General features: G+C 74.1%; 14 protein-coding genes. All 14 read right to left on the bottom strand.

Translation table 11 applies throughout. The annotated features are described in order from the left end of the window. Positions 1–19: 19 nt before the first annotated feature. From Q8O14_09690 to Q8O14_09625, 14 genes are read right to left on the bottom strand one after another with little or no spacing between them, the layout of a single operon-like run. Positions 20–2,029: a hypothetical protein gene (locus Q8O14_09690; GenBank protein ID MDP2361011.1), complete on the bottom strand. Its 2,010-nt coding sequence runs from the start codon at positions 2,027–2,029 to the stop codon at positions 20–22. Continuing rightward, positions 2,026–2,730, bottom strand: coding sequence for a hypothetical protein (locus Q8O14_09685; protein MDP2361010.1), 705 nt, complete (start codon positions 2,728–2,730; stop codon positions 2,026–2,028). The genes Q8O14_09690 and Q8O14_09685 overlap by 4 nt, the downstream gene beginning before the upstream one ends. Continuing rightward, positions 2,727–4,238 carry a hypothetical protein gene (locus Q8O14_09680; protein ID MDP2361009.1) on the bottom strand — a complete coding sequence of 504 codons (1,512 nt, stop codon included), beginning with the start codon at positions 4,236–4,238 and terminating at the stop codon, positions 2,727–2,729. Before Q8O14_09680 ends, Q8O14_09685 begins: the two co-directional genes overlap by 4 nt. Further along, positions 4,235–5,089, bottom strand: a complete 855-nt coding sequence (locus tag Q8O14_09675; protein MDP2361008.1) for a hypothetical protein — start codon at positions 5,087–5,089, stop codon at positions 4,235–4,237. The genes Q8O14_09680 and Q8O14_09675 overlap by 4 nt, the downstream gene beginning before the upstream one ends. Then, a complete protein-coding gene (locus tag Q8O14_09670; GenBank protein MDP2361007.1) occupies positions 5,086–5,535 on the bottom strand; it encodes a hypothetical protein in 450 nt (149 codons plus the stop codon). The genes Q8O14_09675 and Q8O14_09670 overlap by 4 nt, the downstream gene beginning before the upstream one ends. Beyond that, positions 5,532–5,912 (bottom strand): hypothetical protein, encoded by a 381-nt coding sequence (locus Q8O14_09665; GenBank protein MDP2361006.1) that lies wholly within the window; start codon positions 5,910–5,912, stop codon positions 5,532–5,534. The genes Q8O14_09670 and Q8O14_09665 overlap by 4 nt, the downstream gene beginning before the upstream one ends. Before the next feature lie 7 nt (positions 5,913–5,919). After that, on the bottom strand, positions 5,920–6,693 hold the full coding sequence (locus Q8O14_09660) for a MotA/TolQ/ExbB proton channel family protein (GenBank protein MDP2361005.1): 774 nt from the start codon (positions 6,691–6,693) through the stop codon (positions 5,920–5,922). Positions 6,694–6,730: 37 nt separating this feature from the next. Then, positions 6,731–8,440, bottom strand: a complete 1,710-nt coding sequence (locus Q8O14_09655; protein MDP2361004.1) for a hypothetical protein — start codon at positions 8,438–8,440, stop codon at positions 6,731–6,733. After that, positions 8,437–12,516 (bottom strand): hypothetical protein, encoded by a 4,080-nt coding sequence (locus Q8O14_09650; protein MDP2361003.1) that lies wholly within the window; start codon positions 12,514–12,516, stop codon positions 8,437–8,439. Before Q8O14_09650 ends, Q8O14_09655 begins: the two co-directional genes overlap by 4 nt. After that, positions 12,513–13,334: a hypothetical protein gene (locus tag Q8O14_09645; protein ID MDP2361002.1), complete on the bottom strand. Its 822-nt coding sequence runs from the start codon at positions 13,332–13,334 to the stop codon at positions 12,513–12,515. Before Q8O14_09645 ends, Q8O14_09650 begins: the two co-directional genes overlap by 4 nt. Beyond that, entirely contained in the window at positions 13,331–15,253 is a 1,923-nt protein-coding gene (selB, locus tag Q8O14_09640) for a selenocysteine-specific translation elongation factor (protein MDP2361001.1), read from the bottom strand. The genes Q8O14_09645 and selB overlap by 4 nt, the downstream gene beginning before the upstream one ends. Further along, complete coding sequence (locus tag Q8O14_09635) at positions 15,253–16,038, bottom strand: TerB family tellurite resistance protein (protein ID MDP2361000.1); 786 nt, start codon at positions 16,036–16,038, stop codon at positions 15,253–15,255. Before Q8O14_09635 ends, selB begins: the two co-directional genes overlap by 1 nt. Before the next feature lie 8 nt (positions 16,039–16,046). Next, positions 16,047–17,525 (bottom strand): L-seryl-tRNA(Sec) selenium transferase, encoded by a 1,479-nt coding sequence (gene selA, locus Q8O14_09630; protein ID MDP2360999.1) that lies wholly within the window; start codon positions 17,523–17,525, stop codon positions 16,047–16,049. A 12-nt stretch (positions 17,526–17,537) separates the two neighbouring features. After that, positions 17,538–19,112 (bottom strand): hypothetical protein, encoded by a 1,575-nt coding sequence (locus Q8O14_09625; protein ID MDP2360998.1) that lies wholly within the window; start codon positions 19,110–19,112, stop codon positions 17,538–17,540. Positions 19,113–19,114 lie beyond the last annotated feature (2 nt).

Genomic DNA, 19,114 nt, shown 5'->3' with positions numbered 1-19,114 from the left:
CACCGGCCGGTCGCGCTTCCTATGGAGCCGTCCCCTGGGGATTGGTGTCGAGCACCAAGGCCGCGCCCACGTCCGGCTGGCGGGCGTCCAGGCTGTAGAGGCGCCGGCTGGATCCATCCGGCCGCAGCAGGGAGCGACCCGGGGCGCGGGCACCATCCGGACCCAGCAGCCAGCAGCGCTCCACGGCATCGCCGCCACCCAGCTCGCCCTCGTGCTGGGGCAGGCGATAGCCGCCGCGTCGACCGGGCAGCCAGCGGCCGGTGGCGGGGTCGCCACGCCCGTCCATCCCCAGCCGCTCGTTCAGCCAATTGGCGTAGGCCATGGCCTCGCGCGGGCTTAGCCCGGTCAGGCGCCGGTCCGCCCGGAGCGAGGGCGACCAGCCCTCCGCCATCTCCGCAATGGGCGGCAGCTCGCGCCCCGTCTCGTCGGCATAGGCCTGGTACTCGGCCAGCGACAGGGCGCGGCGGGCCAGCCGGGGGCCGGCGCCGGCCGGCCACTCCAGCGGGCGGGCGCCGTGGAGGGGCGCGCTCCACTCACTGGCGCGGCGATGGCAAAGGGAACGCAGGCGGTACTCGACCACCAGGTCGGCGGGGGCCGCGTCCAGCCACTGTCCCGCTTGGGCGGGCAGCACCTTGCGCAGCGTGTCGCCCGCCGCCACCCGCTGCAGCTCCAGGCGGTCCTGCAGCCAGGGACCCGGCTCCCAGGCCAGGGCGATGCCCCCCGGGGCGGGGCGGGCCCGCAGGCCGCGGGGCGGATCGGGCTGCAGCGACAAGCTGTGCCAGGACGACCAGCGGCTCTGGGCGGGCGGCAAACCTGCGCGCCAGCGCAGCCAGATCTGGTCGGCCTCGCCAGGCCGCAGCTGGTGCGAGGCGGCCAGGGGCTGCCGACGGAGGGTGCCGTCCTCCCGCCATTCCAGCTCCCAGCTGGCGCTCCAGCCACGGGGATCCTCCAACTCCAGGAAGAGGAGCGTGTCGCTGCGAGAGGAGGGCCGCAGGCCGAGAGGCGCCGGCCACTCCAGGTCCACTGTCTGGCTCCAGACCGGCTCATCGCCGCGCAGGAGCTGCAGGCGGCAGAGGCCGCCCAGGCCCTCCAGGCTCAATCCCTCCGCCTCCAGTTGGGCGCGGCCCTGCCGGCCCCGGCCGTCCAGCCAGGCGAGGGCGAGGCCCTCCGCCCCGGCGGGGGCCTTCACATGGAGGGAGCCGGGTCCGCTGCGGGTGACGAGGGGCCGCGCCTCATCGGACTCGCCCTCCCAGAGGAAGGGCAGGGAGCGGACGCCGCGGGCATCCTGGGCGGCGACGGCCAGGGGTCCGCGCCCCGGCCGCAGACGCCAGCGCCCGCTTCCGGCCGGCTCGAGCCGCCCCTCCCCCTGGGTGATGACCAGGGGCAGGGCGCTGCCCAGCAGGAGGGTCTCCTCCTCGAGGGCGAGCAGGTCGGGGGCGGCCGGCGTCTCTTCCGCCGGCAGGAAGGGCAAGGCCGCCGCCGGCGGCTGGCCGGGCCGCTCCAGGCGCAGGGCGCAATCCTGCCCGCTCCAGGAGAGGCGCAGGGCGCTGTAGGCGCGGCCGGCCAGGTTCAGGCTGAACTCGGGACCGGCGGGCAGGCGCAGCAGATCGACCACGCGCCCGTCCCGCTCGATGCGCAGCAGCAGGTCCGGCCGCGGGCAGGATCCGTCCTCCGCCACCCGTCCGCTCAGGCGGTCGCCGTTGAGCCGGGCCTCCAGCGGCGGGAAGGGCCGGCTCCAGAGTTCCTCGTCGCCGTAGTCGGGCAGGCCCTGGGCGTCCAGGCGGGCGGGGCGCCAGGCGATGGTGCGGCCATGGGGCGGCAGCGGACGGGTCAGGCGGAAGGCGCCGTCGGCGGGCAGGTCGGCCAGGGGCAGGAAGCCCTCCCCCTCGTCCGCCTCCAGCCACTGCCAGCCGGGATGGGCCCCGACCAGGCGCAGGCTGTCGCAGCCCTGGACCTGCACGGTTGTGGCCGCCTGGGTGGTGGCCGCCATCCCCAGCAGGAGCAGCAGGGCGCCGGCTCGCGCGCTCATGGGCGTGGTCGGGCTTGCAGGTAGACGGTGTCCACCACCTGGCTCTCGAGAATGAGCAGGTCGCGCAGCACGCGATCGACAACGTAGGTGGTATCCTGGCGCAGGATCTGCACCACGTCCATCACGCGCCGGCCCTCGCCGCCGGGCCGCGCGTAGAGGCTGTCTCCCGGATAATCCCAGACGCGCAGGGTGAGCCCGCCCTCCGCCACGTCCAGGGCCAACTCGAAGCGGGAGAGGCCCAGATGGCGCCGTGCCGCGGCCAGCAGGTCGGCCAGCATGGAGGCGGTGGGCTGCTCCAGGCGGCGCAGGTCCTCCTCGCGCACACCGGCCGAGGCATGGATCTCATGGTGGGAGGCGAAACTCCAGCCGGCCAGGGTCTCGCGCAGTTCGCGGCTGAGGGGACGCAGGAGCTGTGTCTGGCCGCCCGGGCGGGCGACGAGGAGATCCCCCTCGCCGAAGCCGTCGCTCGTCAGGTCCGTCAACTCGAGGGCGTCGACGCGGTCCGCCGCCAGGTCCAGCAATTGCTGGTCAAGAATCCGCTCCACCAGCACGGGATCCTCCACCCGCGCCGTCAGCAGCATGCGCGCCTCCACCTGCGGCCCCGCCGCCCCCAGCGGGCGCACGGCGGCGGGCCAGAGCAGCGCCAGGACCAGCAGGGCCGGAGCCGCCGGCCGCCCACGCCAAGGCCGCCGCCCGCTCATGGCCTCAGCTCCCGCGCCTGGCGCATGGCCTCGCGGGCCTCCTCGGACCGGCCCAGGCGACGGTAGACCTCGGCCTGCAGGTGATGGAGCTCGACCTGCTCCTCGGCGCGGCAAGCGCCGCCGCGGCAGGCCGCCTCCGCCCGGCGCAGCCAGGCCAGGGCCTCCTCCGGCCGGTTGAGCAGCAGGCCGGCCAGGCGCAGGGCCAGGGCCGCCTCCCAGCGCCCGGGTTCGGCCAGGCATTCCTCGAGCAGGGTCCAGGCGCGCTGCGGATCCTCCTCCTCCAGCGTGGCGGACAGCTCCAGGGTCATGCGGGAGCGGGAGTCCAGCGCCTCGGCGCGCAGGCTGTCGCCCCGGCCCAGGTCCCCGGAGGCCAACAGGGAGCGCACCCGCTCCAGTCCAACCTCCTGCAGGTCGAGGCGGCTGAACTCCAGATCGGCCAGGGCCAGGGTGTTGCGGGCGCGGTCGGTCGGGCTGCCGCTCTCCTCCACCGCCTTCTGCAGCAGCTCGCGCGCTTCGATGCCGCGCCCCTGCTCGATCAGCTTCCAGGCGCGGTCGATGCGCAGGGCCTGGCCCAGGCTGCCGCCGCCCCGCTGCAGCCAGCGCTTCAGCTCGGTCAGCTCCTTCTGGTCGGAGGCTTCGGCCAGGGGCTCCCACTCGCCCACCGCCCGCCGGAACTCCGCCTCGTCCTGCAGCTCCATCGCCAGGGAGACCCGCTCGCGCAGCAGCAGGATCAGATCCTGCCGGCGCCGCCCCACCGGACGCTCCTCGCTGCCACCCTCGTCCTCCCAGGCGAAGGCGCGCAGGGCGCGGCAGGCCTTCTGGTAGCGTTCGAGCGCCACCTCGCGCCGGCCGGCGGCGCGCAGCAGGTCCGCCAGGTCCCAGTGGGCGAAATAGTTGGAGGCGTCCAGGGCCAGGCGTTTCTGGGTCAGCTCGATGGCGCGGTCGCGGAAATTGAGGCTGGTGTAGAGGCGGGCCAGGTCCTCGAGCACGCCGCCGATGGCGGCCAGCACCGAGTCGTCCCAGGGGTTGGCGGCCAGCGCCGCCTCCAGCGTGGCGAGGGCCTGGCGATAGCCCTCGGCCGCCTGCCGCCGCAGGGACTCCTTGACGGCGGCCAGCTCCCGGGCCGACATGTCGCCCGGATAACGGTCGCCCGTCAGGCTGAGGGCGCCCTGCACTTGGCGCAGGGCCTGGTCGTAGAGGTCGTACCAGGCGGTGGAATCCGTGTGGCCGGCACGCCGCAGGGAATCCAGGCGCCAGACGACCCAGGCCTGGTCCTGCGACTTGCGCCGCAGCTCGGCGGCTTCGTTCAACCGGGCCCGGGCCTCGGCGCGGCGCTTGGCGCCCACGCGGGGCACCTGCCCCTCGCTGCCCGCCAGGATCTCGTCCACGCGCCGGGTCACGCCACCGCCCTGGCCGCCTGTCTGGGCGGCGGCCGGCGGCGGGCCAAGCGCCAGCAGCAGGATGGCCGCCAGGGCCGGCAGCCAGGCGGGAGCTCTCTTCCCATTCATCGCCATTCCTCCAGCGCTTCGAGGAGGCCGTCCCGCAGGCCCGTCCCCTCTCCCGCCCGGGCCCGCTCCGACTGCACGATCAGGTCGCCGCGCCCGCGGGAGACGGTGCCGCGCTGGAAGCCCTGCAGGTGCAGATCGGCCCCCGTCAGCACCAGCAGCCGCAGATCATCCCCCTGTCGCAGCAGGACGCGCAAGCCGCCCCCTTCGCCGCAAAACCAGGCCTGCCAACTGCCGCCGGCCAGGGCCAGCATCGCCCCGGGCAGGTCGCGGGAAGGGCAGCCCAGGAAATTGGCCAGCACCGGGTCCAGCCCCTGCCGCGGCATGGCCAGGGCCCGCTCGCGCGGACCGGCCCCCGCCGCCACCCGCACCTGGGGACGCTCCACCGCTTCCGTGCGCAGGTCGAGGCCGCCGCCGCCGCGCAGGCCCTCCCGCTCCGGGGCCAGGGCCCGTCCGCCCGACTCCCGCTCCAGCCTGAGGCCGCGCACACCCTCGCGCCCGGGCAGGCTGGGCAGATCCAGGGCACGGCGCTCCACGCCGCCCGTCCGCTCGCCGCCGAAGTCGGGGCGGGGGCGCACCAGGGCGCGCTCCGGTTCCGTCAGCGGGCGCGGCGCCACCCGGGTCAGCTGCCGCTCCAGCCGTTCACGGACCCGCTGCCGCATGACCTGGTCCCGCGCCGGGGTGGGAATGATGGTGCGCACCCAGCTCAGCATCTCCTCGGTGGGTGGCGCGCTCTGGCGCGGGCGGTCGACGCTGAGCTGGGCCAGGATCAGCCAGAGGACGAGCATGAAGGCGCCGCTGGTGCCCCAGCCCGCCAGGCGCACTTGGCGCTCGCGCTGGTCGCAGGCGGTCACGGCGCTTCCCCCTGCCCGTCGGCCGCTTCCGTCCAGCGGCGCTGGAAACGGATCTCGCGCGGCAGCTCGCACAGGTCGCAGGCGTCCACGGCGTCCACCGCCGTCTGCACCGGGGCGTGGGCCAGCACTTCCACGTCGGCGGCGCCCAGGCCGTGCTCGCTCTTCAGGCGCAGCAGCACGGCGCGCAGGGTGTCGGCCCCGCTCACGGCGCCCAGGGGTCGGTTGAGCCCGGTGGCGCTCTGCAGCTCGAGCAGGAAGCGCGCGGGGCCGGCCGCCGTGATCGTCAGGCGGCGCTGGCCCAGGTCCAGCGTGTCCAGCGCCTCGCTGATGCCGCGCGGCAGCTGGAGGGCGGCGCGGTCGTCCAGATCGGCCACCGCGAGGAAGCCGATGAGGATGATCAGCGTGACGTCGATCAACCGCGTCATGTAGCCCCGCTTCAGCGTCACGGCCGCTCCTCCTCGCGCTGGCGGATCACCTCGAGGGTCAGGCCCAAGTCCAGCTCGGCGCAGAGGTCGCGCACCAGGGCCACCTCGGCCGAGGGCCGGGCGCGGTCCGCCCGCAGCCGCACCTGGACGGCGCCGGCCGCCTTCTCCCCGGCCAGCCAGGCGCGCAGCTCCTCCTCGCCGGCGGCGGGACGGCGCTCCATGCCGCAGACGATGCCGCCCGCCTCGTCAAGGCTGATCAGGACCAGATTCTCGAAATCCGCCTGCAGGCGCGGCAGATGGCCGGCCCGCGGCAGGTCCACCTCCAGCCCGCGGTCGAAGTGGCTGATCGAGATGAACCCGAAGAGCAGGATGAGCACGATGTCGATCAGGCGCAGCATCGCATCCTCAGTTCTTCCGCTCCGTTTCCGTCAGGGCGCCCGCCTCGAGCATGGCCTGGCGGATCTCCGTCAGCTTCTGGAATTGGCGGTCCAGGCTGCGGTCGAAGTAGTTCCGCACCACGGTCATGGTGAAATTGAGGATGAGGCTGACCACCAGTCCGGTGAGGGTGGTGATGAGGGCCAGGCCCATGCCGTGGAGCACCTTGTCCTTGTCCAGCGTCCCCCCGAAGAAGGTCTGGAACATGCCCAGGACGGTGCCGAGCAAGCCCAGCGCCCCGGCGCTCTCGCTCAGGAAGAAGAGCCAGTTCTGGTAGGGCTTGAACCAGTCCTGGCGCACCGTCTGGTGCCGCTCGATCTGGGCGCTCATGGATTCGGGGTTGCGCGTGGCCCGGAACTGGGTCAGCATGTCGAGGGCGGCCCGGCTGAGCGTGCCGCTCTCGAAGCCCTTCAGCGCCTGCAGGGCGTCGGCCGCGCTCTTGGCGCAGGGGCTCCATTCCTGCAGCGGGGCCTCGCGCCCCTGGTCCAGGCGGATCATGAGGAAGCGGGAGATGCTGAGGGCCAGCCCCGCGGCCAAGGCCGCGTAAATGGGCCACATGATCCAGCCGCCCATCGCCAGGATCTCCAGCACGGGCATGGTGGAGGCCGGCGCGCTCTCCAGGGGGGATTGCGCCAGGGCGGCGGGCGCTCCCGCCAGCGCCAGGGTCAGCCCGGCGGCCCTTGCGCCGCGACGCAGGTCGTTCAGCATGATCGGACACCTCTTCTTCCAGATGTGATTGTCCATGCGCTTGTCCTCGACCCGCCGCCCGCGGGCGGCGCGGTCACTCCTCCCTCAGGTGGATGCGGATGCCGTCCACCCCGCCGGGCGGCACGGCCCCGGCCGGCTGCTCGCTCAGCCGCACGCTGCGCACGCGGCGCACCACCGGCACGTTCAACTCGCGCACCGCCAGCAGGCGACCGCGCCGATCCTCGACCTCCAGCCGGAAGTGGGCCTCGCCCGGGACCAGGGTGAAGCCCGCCAGCGGCACGGCCAGCCGCGCCGGCGGCGCGAAGCCATGGCCGTCCATCTTGTAGTCCGCCCCCGGCAGCCGGGCCAGCAGCCGCCAGCCTCCCGCCAGCCGGGCCAGCTCCTCGGGCAGGGCCAGATCCAGCCAGAGACTGTCCGGCGTGGTCAGGCGCCCGTCGCGGGGCAGGGCCGGCAGGGGCTGCACCTCCAGCGTGGCCCCCAGCAGGTTGGCCAGGTCCTCCAGGCGTTCCTCGCGCTTGCCCACATGGATGACCGGCCGCAGGCCCTCCTCCCAGGCCAGGCGCTCCAGCCAGCCCGACAGCTCCCACCAGGCGCCGGACCAGGTGCCGCGCACCACGCCCGACTGTCCGGGCGCCAGCGCGCGCCCGTCGCCGCCCAGGCCCGCCGCGGCGAGGGAGGCCGGGTCGGTGCCGATCTGGCGCAGGCGTTCGAGCAGGGCGGGCTCCACGTGGAGGTGCAACTCCACCGTCTCGATCGCATGGCTGCGGCTGGTCAGGAGGAGGGGGGCGCGCTCCGGACGCCAGCGGCGCCGCAGGGCGTCCAGCCAGGAGGGTCCCTCCCGCCAGCGGTCGGCCGGCAGGGTGGAGGGACGCAGCGCGTCGGGGCCGCCCGGCGTCAAGGCGCCGCCCAGGCTGTAGCGCCAGGAGAGGCGGTGGCTCCCCTCGGAGCGGTCGGCCAACTCGCCCAGGGGCAAGGTGTAGGCATAGGCCACCTCGTGTCCGCCCCCCGGCCGGGCGGCGAACTCGAGGGCGACGCCCTCGCGCCGCAGGTCGGCGTGAAGGTCCAGCTCGGACAGGGCGCGCCAGCCGGCCTGCAGGCTGGGCTGGAGATCGCGCCCCAGCTCGTCGGCCAGGCCATCGCCCGTGGTTTGCAGGCGCAGGTTGTCCACGGCCAGGCCCAGGCTGAGCTGCTCACCGCTCCAGGCCACGCCGGCGTAGCCGCGCACCGGGGCGCGGGGCGCGCCGGAGACAAGGGAGAGGCTGGGCCGGTTCAGCCGCTTCAAACCCAGGCCCGCCTTGAGACCCACCAGCGGCGACCAGAAGGCGCCGGCCCCCAGCACGGGCTGGAGCCGGTCCAGGCCGTCGCGGAAGACGGGATCGTCCAGCACATCGGCCCCCAGGCGGTCCCGATTCCAGCCGAAGCGGCGCAGACCCGCCTCCAGGCCCAGCGACAGGTTGGGGCGCAGGGCGATCCCCCAGTCCAGGCAGATCTCGCTCTCGGCGAGCAGGTCGGTGTCGCGCAGGTCGGCGAGGAGGACCAGGTTGTAGCGGGGCGCGCTCAGCTGGAAGCCGCCCTGCCCGATGGCGGCCGGGCCGCCGGCCAGGCCGGAGTTGAGCAGTTGCCAGTCCGCCGTGAAGGCCAGGGGCTGCCAGGCGGCCAGGGCCGGGTTGACGCGCATGGCGTCGGCGCGCTCCACGAAGGCCGGGTTGCCGGGGAAGCGCAGCTCGGCGCGGGCTCCACTGGCGGACCACAACAGGGTGAGGACCAGCAGCAGGTGTTTCATCGCACCACCCCCAGCTGGCCGCGCGCCAGCACCCGCTCGCCGTCCAGCAGGATCCAGGCGTAGGCGCCGGGCAGCAGCTCGCGGCCGCCCGAGCGGCCGTCCCAGGACCACTCCTGGGCGCCGGGGGCCAGGTCGTGGGCGACGACCCGCCGCCCGCCCGCCTCGAAGATCTCCACGCGGAAGCCGCGGGCCGGCGGATGGGCCCCGAAGAGGAAGCGCAGCTGGTCGTTGATTCCGTCGCCATTGGGCGAGAAGGCGGCGCGCTCGACGCCCACCGGCTCGCGCGAGAGCTCGACGCACTCCTCCAGGCGGTTGTTGGCCGGATCCTCCGCCGGGTTGGCGGGATGGAGGGTGAGGACCCAGCAACTGCGGGCCCCGCCCAGCGGCATGACCAGGACGAGGGTGGTGTCCATCGCCTCCCCCGCCGCCAGGTCGGTCCAGGGCCAGTCGGCGCGGGCCACCTCCTGCAGGTCCTGCTCCAGGCGCAGGACAAGTCCGCCCACGTAGCCGGTGGCCGAGAAGATGCGCGCCGCCAGGGCCAGCGTGTCGCCGTGGTGCGCCGTCTGGCGCGGCGCCGCGGCCAGGTTGAGGCGGAGGTCCTGGGGCGACTGGGTGATGGCGATGGCCTCCTGGACGTGCAGGAGGCCCGCCCCGGGGGGCAGGTCGGCGGCGCTGACCCGCCAGTGCAGGCGGCCGCCCAGGCGCAGCGAGTCCCCCACCTCGGGGCGGTAGGCCAGGGTGAGGCCGGTCTGGTCCGGATCCAGCCCGGCCAGGAGGAGGGTGTCGCTGAAGGCGGCGTCGTGGCCCAGCAGCAGGTGGCCGGTGAAGCCGTCGCCGTCCACCTCGGCCAGCTCCCAGGAGAGGATGGTCTCCACGCCCTCGCGCAGCGGCGTGTCGGCCGCCGGCCGCACGACCAGGCGGGGGGCGTCGTCGACGGGGGCCAGCGCGACCTGGAGGCTGTCGCGCCGGGTGCCCTGCATCTCCACCAGCTCGAAGAGCAGGCCCAGTCCCGGCACCCGGTGGCGGTTGAGGTCGGGGGCGGGCCGCACCCGGTAGAGCAGGCCGCCCAGGTCCTCCACGTCCAGGGCCTCCGCCGGTGGCAGATCCCCGCTGCCGAAGATGCCCAGCAGGCGGGAGGTGGCGCCCGCCGCATCCTCGCCCGGACTGAGCAGCCAGTCGGCCAGATTGAGCACCAGCTCCTGGTCCTCCGTCATGCGCAGGGTGTCGCGTCGGCTGGTGAGATCCAGCCGGCCGCCCGCGCCGATCCAATAACCCTGCGTCCCGGCCAGGTCGGCCAGCCGGCAGGTCCACCACAGGCGGCCGCCGAAGAGGGCGGAATCCCCCTCGGCCAGCGGCCGTTCGTAGCGCCATTGGCCCTCGCCGCCGAAGGCCAGCTCCTCAACGGGCTGCAGATGGGCGGCGTCGCGGTAGAGGCCGAAACTGCGCGCCAGGGGATCGCCGTCCACCTCGCGCCAGGTGAAGTCAAGGCGGAGGGTCCGTCCCTCGCGCACCGTCAGCAGCGTGTCCGGGCGGGCGGCCCAGGCCGGCGGATCGTCCACGGGCAGGATGCGGCAGAGCAGGGTGTCCCGTGTCAGGTTGCCCGAGCCGTCCAGCAACTCCAGGTCCAGGCCCAGCTGCGGGAAGCGCTGGCTGTTGACGTCGCGTCCGGGGCGCAAATGCAGGCGCAGCCCGTCCTGCCCCGTTACGGTCAGCAGGCTGTCGGCGGGCAGGCCCCCGCTTCCCGTCACGCCGTGCACCGTCAGCTGGAGGGTGGCGATCTCGTCATCGAGGTCGCGGATGATGGGCGCCAGGTCCAGCCAGGCGGCGATGTCCTCGGTCATGGGCGGCAGATCGTCCGTGAACTCGGCCGCCCAAGGACAGCTGAGCAGACCCAGCACGGGCAGCATGAGCAGGCTGTCCGCCCCCGGGGCGTTGGTGGGCAGGGCGAGCAGGGCGCCCTGGCGCCAGGGCCACGGCCCGGTCATGGGCGGGCAGAAGGAGAGGCGCAGGCGGGCGCTGTCGCCCACGGCGATGGGCGCCGATGGCCACTCGAGCAGGCAGAAGCTCTCCGGGGCGCTGAGGGAGTCGTCGGGATGGGCCTCGAACATGGGCTGGCCGAGCCGCAGCACGGCCGTGCCCGTGTTGCGCAGCCAGAAGTCGGCGGCGGGGCATTCCGGCTCGCACTGGGCATGTCCGCCGCAGTCGACCCCCAGGTCGAGGCTGTCCACGGACGCCACGGGAGCCGCCAGTCCGGCCTGCAGGCAGAGGACCGTCCAGGCCTGTCCCACCTGGCCGGGGCAGTCGGGGAAACTCCACCAAGCGTTGAACTGGGCCTGGCTCCAGCAGCTGTCCAGGGGAAGGGCGGGGTGCACGCGCAGCTCCACGGCCAGGCTGTCGCCGGGTTGCAGGGCGGCGGGGGGCAGGTCATCCCAGGAGAAGGGGAAGGCGGGATGGGCGGGCGGGGCCGACACATCCACCACCATCGTGCCGGCATGGCCGCGGTGCCGCAGCGTGATTGTCTCGCGCAGGGTGTCGCCCGCCGCCACCTCCCGCCACTCGAGACGGGTGGGCAGCTCGAGGCGGGCGGCGCCCACCGGCTCGTCAAGCAGGATGTCCAGGCGGCCGTCCTGATAGAGCAGGGCCAGGTCATGGCCGCCGTCGGCGTTGACGTCGTAGGCGCGCAGGCGCCGGGGCGCGGCGGGCAGCTCCGCCAGAAGCGGCTGCAGCTCGCCGGTGCGCGGATCCATCGCCACCGTCAGCGAGGACCAGCCGGCGAAGACGACGCGCCCGTCGGGGAGCGCCTCCACGTCGCGCAGCGGCTCCGGGTAGGTCCAGGCGTGGACGGCGGCGCGCTGGTTGGCCACGTCGATGTTGCTCACCACCACCACCTGGCCGTCCCCGTTCCAGGCGATGAGATCCGGCCAGCCCGCCGCGTCGCCGTCGCTCCACGGCTCCAGGCGCTCCATGCCCTGCAGGGTGTCGGGCGGGGCGCTCCAGGCCTGGGTCAGGGTCGAACCGTTCCAGACCAGCATGCGCAGGGGCGTGGGCGAGGCCTCGAGCAGCAGGACGTAGTCGCGGAAAGCGCCGGGCGCCAGCGCCGTGCCCTGGATGATGAGCAGGTCGAGGGGGTCGCCCATGCCGCCGGCCAGGACGCGGGCGGAGTCCGCCTCGATCTGGGCGCAGTCGTCCCGGGCGGGGAAGAGGACCAGGTCGCCGCCGCGCGTGGCCACCAGCAGGTCCTGGCAGAGATGGCCGGGCACCATGCGGATGGGCCGGGCCAGTTTGGGGGATCCGGCGTAGGAGCCGTCCGTCAGCACCTGTTGGGTGAAGACGGGGCTGTTGTCCGCCCCGGTGCGGGCCAGCACGCGCACGCCCTCCGCCTGGCCCCCCGTGTGGAGGAGGAGACCCTCCCCCGGATGGATCATGCCGGCGCCGCTCCGTCCCAGGGTGAGGGAGGAGAGGCGGCGCTCCAGCGCCCAGTCGAGGCCCAGGCCGCCCAGGCCGTGGATGACGGGGTTGGCGGCGCAGGTGTCCACGCCGAAGAAGACCAGCAATTCCCGCCGCGCCAGGGCAAGGTCGATCAGGTTGTCGCGGTCCAGGTCAAGGGGCAGCAGGTCGAGGGACTCGCTGGCCGGCCCCTGCAGGGTCAGGGCCCAGGGCTCGCGCTGCCCGATCCACTCGCAGTCGTCGCAGAGCAAGGGCCAGCGGAAGTGGGCCGGCTGCAGGGAGACGGGATCGCCCAGGCTGCTGTCCACCGCCATCTCCAGCCGCACGATGGCGCCCGGGTTCCAGGGGCGGACCACCTCGTTGGGCATGAGGAAGACGGTGGAGTAGGGCGGGTTGCCCACCGCCGCCGGTGTCCAGTAGAGGCGGCCACTGCGCTCGTCGCGGATCTCGATGAGGCGGTCCAGCTCATTGAACTCCACCAGGCCGAGCGGCGGGGCGAAGGTCAGCTGGATGTTCTGGCCGGGGCTGAGCGAGCCCCCCGGCGCCGGCAGCACGCCGGTCAGGACGGCGCGCGCCGCCGGGACCGCCGCCAGGGCCAGGATGACCGCTGCCCGCCACCTGCCGGTCAAGGTTTCCTCCCGTTCCGCTCGTCCCCATCCATGTCCGGCCGCCCTTCCAGCAGGCGGACCCACTGCCCGATCTCCGCGTCCCGGCCGTCGTCCAGCTCGCGGAAGAGCTGGAGAGCCCGCTCCCGCCGGCCGGTCTGGGCGAGGGCCTCGGCCTGCAGGCGCCGTTCCCGGCGACCGCCGGGAGGCTGCTCCTCCAACCAGGCGGCCAGGGGGACCCAATACCCGCGCCGGGCGAGGGCTTCCAGGTCGCGCCGGTCCAGCCCCAGGCGCCGTCCCCAAGCGCCCACGAAGGCGGCGTCGGGCTGAAGCGGGCGGGCCAGCAAGATGCGGAAATCCCCCCGCCGCGGTCCCGGCGCTCCATTCTTTATCAGCATTGTCAGGAGGGAAGTTGAGCCGGCCTGGCGGGCGGCCCGCCACTGGCGGGCCGGCTCGCGGTCCAGGCGGGCGAAGAGGCTGTCCGGCAGCAGACGTCCCGCCCGGCCGGCCTGGCGGGCCAGGGCCTCCACCGTGGCGGCCGGCTCGGGTGAAAGGGCAAGGAGGAGGAGGGCGAGGGAGTCCTGCTCCGGCCCGGGACGCCGCGCCGCAAGGTCCAGGGCCGGCCGCAGCCAGCTCTCGGGCAGGCGGCCTCCCGCCAGCCGGCCCGCCGCCCGCAGGTCCCCGCGCTGGCAATGCCACCAAGCCTGTTCCAGGGAGTCCCCCGCCGGCGCGATGAGGTCCGGCCGTCCGGCGAGCAGGGCCTCGCGCGGTCCCGGCCGCAGCGCTGCGCAGCCCGCCCCCAGCAGCAGCAGCGCCAGCGCCATGATCCTGCCTCTCCTCATGTCCCCTCCCCCGCCATCGTGCGGAAGTTGCCGGCGCGCACCGTGACCCCGCGCCGGTCCAGGGCTTCAAGATAGGGCACCATGAAACGGCGCGAGGCGCCCAGGCGCGTGCCGGCCTGGCCCACCGTGAAGCCCTCCGCCGCTTCTCCGGCCAGGGCGGCCAACTCCCGCAGCGCCGCCTCGTGCCGGCGCCGGGTGAGGAAGACCTGGTCCGTGGCCTGCTCGACCAGCCCCTCGCCCAGGGCCAGGGCCAGCAGGCGCTTGGTCTCGGGCACGGAGACGGCCAGGGCGGCGGCCATCTCCTCCAGGCGGGGCGCCCCGTAGCCCTGCTCTTCCAGCCAGGCGACGAAGGCGTCCACCCGGCGGCGCAGCTCCGGATTGATCGTGGCCTCGTGCCCGCTGATCGCCGCCATTCGGCCGTCAAGCCGGACCTGGCCGGCGGCGGCCAGGCTGGTCAACAATTCATCGAGCAGGGACTGGGCGAAGCTCTGCCAGCCCCGGTGGGCGAAGAGCTCGCCCTTGAGCTGCGGCAGCGGCATGCCGGGCAGCTCGGGGGATGCGTCGTGCCACTCCTGGAGACGGTTGAGCAGGCGCATCGAGAGTTCGTTCCAGCGGGCCGTCGAGATCCAATGCACGCGGCTGCCCCACTCGCAGCGCCGGACGCGCCCCGCCGCCGCCAGCTCCGCCAGCGCTCCGCGCAGCTCGTCCGGGGCGGCCCCGGTCTTGCTGCGGAAATCCGCCTCGAGCCAGACGGGCTGTCCCGGATCGTCGAGCAGGCCCGCCAGTTTGTCGATGAAGTCCCCGCCGGCGATGCGCTCCAGCCGCTCCACGACCTGCACGGCGGAGGGGCGGTGGCGGCGTGGACCGGGGTCGACGATGACGCCGCCGCCGAGGGTGGCCTGGGGCGAATAGCGGCGGATGACGAAGCGGTCGCCCACCAGGGCGGCCGTCGGTTCCTCGAGGAGCAGCTGGGCGTAACCCTCCTCGCCCGGCTCAAGGACCTTGCGCCCCAGGAGCAGCACGCGGCCGATCAGCTCGGCGGTGCCCAGGTGGAGCCGCACGCGGTCGCGATGCTTGAGGCGCAGATTCCCCGGCAGCACGCGCAGGCGGGCGTCGAGCAGGGTGGTGGGCCGCAGCACGCCGGGGGCGGCCAGCCAGGAGCCGCGCGCCAAGTCGGTGCGGGCCAGGCCTTGCAGGTTGAGGGCGGCGCGATCGCCCTGCCCCACCTCCTCCACCGCCAGGCCGTGCACCTGCAGGCCGCGCACCCGGGCCCGCTGCCCGCCGGGCTGGACCTCCACCTCCTCGCCCAGGCGCAGGACGCCGCTGAGAACCGTGCCGGTCACCACCGTGCCATGGCCCTTCACGTTGAAGACGCGATCCACCACCTCGCGGAAGAGGCCGCGGCCCTCGCGGGGCGGAAGGGCGGCCAGGGCGGCGTCCAGGGTGGCGCGCAGCTCGGGGATGCCCCGCCCCGAGAGCGAGTCCACCACGCAGAGCGGCGCCCCCTCCAGGAAGCTGCCCGCCAGGAAGGTGGCGAGGTCCTCCTGCACCAGGGCCAGCCACTCGGGATCGGCCATGTCCGCCTTGGTCACCACCACCAGGCCGTGGCGCAGGTCGAGCAGGCGCAGGATGTCCATGTGCTCGCGGGTCTGGGGCATGATGCCGTCGTCGGCGGCCACCACCAGCAGCACGAAATCGATGGTGGCCACGCCGCTCACCATGTTCTTGATGAAGCGCTCGTGGCCGGGCACGTCGATGATGGTGGCGTGCTCCCCCAGGAAGGCGAAGCCCAGGTCGATGGTGATCTGCCGCTCCCGCTCCTCGCGCAGGGTGTCGGTGTCCATGCCGGTCAGGGCGCGCACCAGGCTGGTCTTGCCGTGGTCGATGTGCCCGGCGGTGCCGATCACGATGTGCCGCATCAGAGTCCCCGTTCCCGGCGGACTCTCTCCCAGGCCGCCTGCAGCGTCTTGAACTTCTCTTCAGCGAAGGCGCGGAAGTCCTCCCCCAGGTGTGCGACGCGATCCGGGTGGAAGCGCTTGGCCAGCTCGCGGTAGGCCTTCTTCAACTCCTCATCGCTTGCTTCCCGCGACAGGCCCAGCACCTCGTAGGGATCGGGGCCGGCGGGCGAGGCGTCCGCGGCCGGCCCACCCGCGCCGGCCGCCCCGAAGAGGGTGCGCAGGTCCCGCTCGCGGATGCCCAGCCCCCGCGCCACCGCCGTCACGGCCTGGGCCTCGGCCGGGTTGATGATGCCGTCCGCCCGCGCCACGGCGAGCAGCAGCTGCATCAATTCCAACCGCTCGTAGTAGCCCAGGTGGGCGCTGATCTGGGCGCAGAGGGGTCCCACCTCGATGGGCCGCTCGAGCAGGACCTTGAGCAGCTGCATGAGATCGGCCGCATCCTGCGGGAAGGCCTGCTGCACGAAGGCGCGCACCTGGCGCACCTCCTCGCTGCGGGTCTGCCCGTCCGCCCGGATGACATGGGCGCAGAGGGCGATGAGGGCGGCCACGAAGTTGCCGGCTGGGTTGGCCGCGAAGCGCGGATCGCTCCTCACCTGATCGCGCTGCCGGTAGTAGTGGGGCGGCACTTCGCGCGTCGCGCCCTTCTGGTCGAAGGCGTTGCCGATGACGCCCCCCAGCAGCGCGCCCAGCGGGCCGAAGAGGGCCCAGCCCAGGCCGCCACCGATCAGTTTTCCCGTCCAGGCCATGCTTGTCCTTAGACCAGGGCGCGCGCCAGGGCGTCCGCCAGTTGCTCGATCTCCTCCGGCCGCACGGCCTTGAGGTCCACCACCAGCTCCTCGTCGCGCACCTGGGCCACCACGGCGGGACGGCCCATGCGCAGGCGGCGATGGAGCCCCTCGGCGCGCCCGGCCTGCGGACGCAGGAAGAGGGCGGCGCTGGGCAGCTCCTGCTCGGGCAGCGCGCCGGATCCCGTCCGCCCCGTGCTGTCGCCTTCCCGCAGCGCCAGGCGACCCGTCAGCTCCGTCCCCCGGCCCCAGGCTCCGGGCGCGGGATCGATCGCCAGCCGGACGGCCAGCGCGTCGAAGAGGGCGGCGGCCCTCCCTCGCACCGCGGCGCGCTCCTCGTTGCAGGCCGCCCAGACCGGCAGCCCGCGCCAACCCTCCGGGGCCAGGTACTGCTCAAGCACCGCCTCCAGCGCCGCCAGGCACAGCTTGTCGCAGCGGAAAGCGCGCATCATGGGATGGCGGGCCAGACGGGTCACCAGCTCCGGCCGCCCCAGCACGATGCCGGCCTGGGGGCCGCCCAACAGCTTGTCCCCGCTGAAGCTGACCAGATCGGCGCCGCGGGCCAGGATCGCCTGGGGCAGCGGCTCCGCCTCGGGCACGGCGGGAAAGTCCACCAGCGCCCCGCTGCCCAGGTCGTCCAGCAGCAGCAGCCCGCGGGCGCGGGCCAGGGCGGCCAACTCCTCCACGGCCGGCTGGGCCGTGAAGCCGATCACGCGGAAGTTGCTGGGATGGACCAGGAGGATGGCCGCCGTGCGCGGCCCGATGGCCGCCTCGTAGTCGGCCAGGTGGGTGCGGTTGGTGCAGCCCACCTCCACCAGCCGGGCGCCGCTCTGGCGGATCACCTCGGGAATGCGGAAACCGCCCCCGATCTCCACCTGCTGGCCGCGGGAGACGATCACCTCGCGACGGGCGCAGAGGGCGCGCAGCATGAGGTGGACGGCCGCCGCGTTGTTGTTGACCACCAGGGCGGATCCGGCCCCGGTGAGCAGCGTGAGCAAACGGGCCGCCCGTTCCTCGCGCCGGCCGCGGGCGCCGCTGGCGAGCCGCAGCTCGAGATCGGCGGCGCCGGCCAGGATCTCCCCCACCCGCCGCACGGCCAGCTCCGGCAGCACGGCGCGGCCCAGCCCGGTGTGGAGGACGACGCCGCTGGCGTTGATGACGCGGCGCATGCCGCCCTCCAGCAGGACCAGGGCGCGGGTGGCGGCGCCCTGGGCCGCCTCGGCCGCTGTCGTCGCCTGGCGGACGCGGCCGGCCAGCAGCTCCTCCCGCCGGGCGGCGATCTCCTCGCGGACCAGGGTGGTCAGCGCCTCCGGCCGCAGGCGGCTCCGCCAGGCCGCCAGCGCAGGTTCGCGCAGCACGCGGTCCACGGCCGGCAGATCGGAGAGCGGACGGCGGGTTGCCGCCCCGCCGTCCTCTTCCTGGGTGTGATGGTCGAGGATCTTCCTCACCCGTGCTCCAACCTAAAACTGGGTGGCCAGCGTGGCCTTCACGCCGTCGAAGGGCGCCACCACCCGGCAATTGCCGCTGCTGCAGACGAGGCCGCCCCGCTGGCGGCCGGCGAAAAGCGTCAGGGTGTGGGACAGGTCCCGGTGCCGCAGATCCATCCGCAGCTCGCCCGACGCCAGCCAGTCCCGGCCGCTCTCGCTGTGCTCCTCATAGTCCGCCGTCACATTGACGGAGAGCGGCTTGGCCGGATAAAAGTTGGCCCAGAGCAGCACGGCGTCGCTCGTCTTGTCCCGCGCGCGCTCCTCCTTGCGCATGAACTCGCCGGCCAGCTCAAGGGAGTTGACCAGGGGAAGCGGCGCGTGCCAGCCCGCCGTGAGACCGGTGCGGCGGTACCAGGGGCGGCCGGCGAGGGGCGCCCCGCCCTCCACGAAGCCGCTCGTCTCCTCGGCGTAGGCGGCCCCCAGGGCAAGCTGGCGGTCGTGGTCGAAATCGAGCAGCCAGCCCGCCGTGTACTCCTGGTAGGCGCTGAGCGCCTCCTCGAAGCGGGGCAGCAGGTTGTCCTCGATGCGGCTGGTCCAGGCGCCGCTGAGCAGCAGGGTCTGCCCCGCCGCCAGGGGCCGGCTGAGGTCGAGCTGGAGCCCCGTCTCGTTCTCGAAGGTGTTGAGGCGCCGCTTGCGGGCGATGAGACGGGTGGGGATCTCCTTCTGCACGATGGGCGGGTTGTTGATGTAGAGCGCCCGCCGGGCGAAGCGGTAGTACTTGTACTCGGCCAGCACCTGCCAGCCCAGCAGGGGCAGGCTGGCCGTGCCGTAGGTGGCCAGTCCCCCCGACCCGGCGTTGACCGGCAGCTCGTCGTGCTGGTGCTGGTCCACGTGGTTGAGCGAGAGTTCCACCCGGCCCAGGCGGACCGTGGCGTAGAGCTCGCGGCTCTCCAGGTCCAGCTCGCGGGGCTGGAGGTCCTGGATGGACTCCGGGATCTCGGCGGCGCGCACCCAGCTGCCGCCCAGGCTGCCCCAGGGGCGGTGCCACTCCAGGTTGGCCGCGCCCAGGCGGCCCACGTAATCGTGTCCGCCCGCCAGCGCCTTCAGGGTCCAGTCGCCGTGCAGGGCCTCCACCAGGGCGCCGTCGCCCCGGCTGTCCCAGGTGGTGGGCAGTTCCTGGCGGGCCGTGCCGGTGAGGCGGGGATTCTCCAGCGCGTCGTCGCGGTAGAGGGAGAGGGCCAGGCCGTTGCCGAAGGTGGTCCAGAAGTGGCCCAGCTGCACGTGGACGGGGCCCTGCCACTCCAGGCTGCGGCGAATGAGGTCGGCGTCCTTGATGCGTGTCGCCTCGGGGCGGGCGTCGGGCAGCTCGGCGGGGTGGAGGGCGGCGGCGGCCGCGTTGAGCCGCAGGCTGCGCCAGGAGAGGTCCAGGTCGAGCATCGCCTCGCGGTAGAGGCGGTCCAGCTCCTGGTTCTGCTCGTTGAGGACGGTGCCCCAGCCGGCCTTCAGCGTGCCCAGCCCGGAGAGGCCCAGCTCCTGGGCGGGGAGCGACGTCGCCCCCGGACCCAGGGCGATGGCAAGGCCGGCCAGCGCCGGCAACAGGCGCCGCATGC

The sequence above is a fragment of the bacterium genome (assembly GCA_030685015.1).
In the GTDB taxonomy this organism is placed as follows: Bacteria; CAIWAD01; CAIWAD01; order CAIWAD01; family CAIWAD01; genus CAIWAD01.
This window is presented reverse-complemented; position numbering and strand designations above follow the sequence as displayed.

Excerpts from the sequence above, each read along its gene's own strand:
- Q8O14_09690 (MDP2361011.1), bottom strand. The coding sequence starts at position 2,029 with ATGAGCGCGCGAGCCGGCGCCCTGCTGCTCCTGCTGGGGATGGCGGCC.
- Q8O14_09685 (MDP2361010.1), bottom strand. The coding sequence starts at position 2,730 with ATGAGCGGGCGGCGGCCTTGGCGTGGGCGGCCGGCGGCTCCGGCCCTG.
- Q8O14_09680 (MDP2361009.1), bottom strand. The coding sequence starts at position 4,238 with ATGAATGGGAAGAGAGCTCCCGCCTGGCTGCCGGCCCTGGCGGCCATC.
- Q8O14_09665 (MDP2361006.1), bottom strand. The coding sequence starts at position 5,912 with ATGCTGCGCCTGATCGACATCGTGCTCATCCTGCTCTTCGGGTTCATC.
- Q8O14_09660 (MDP2361005.1), bottom strand. The coding sequence starts at position 6,693 with ATGGACAATCACATCTGGAAGAAGAGGTGTCCGATCATGCTGAACGAC.
- Q8O14_09655 (MDP2361004.1), bottom strand. The coding sequence starts at position 8,440 with ATGAAACACCTGCTGCTGGTCCTCACCCTGTTGTGGTCCGCCAGTGGA.
- Q8O14_09645 (MDP2361002.1), bottom strand. The coding sequence starts at position 13,334 with ATGAGGAGAGGCAGGATCATGGCGCTGGCGCTGCTGCTGCTGGGGGCG.
- selB (MDP2361001.1), bottom strand. The coding sequence starts at position 15,253 with ATGCGGCACATCGTGATCGGCACCGCCGGGCACATCGACCACGGCAAG.
- Q8O14_09635 (MDP2361000.1), bottom strand. The coding sequence starts at position 16,038 with ATGGCCTGGACGGGAAAACTGATCGGTGGCGGCCTGGGCTGGGCCCTC.
- Q8O14_09625 (MDP2360998.1), bottom strand. The coding sequence starts at position 19,112 with ATGCGGCGCCTGTTGCCGGCGCTGGCCGGCCTTGCCATCGCCCTGGGT.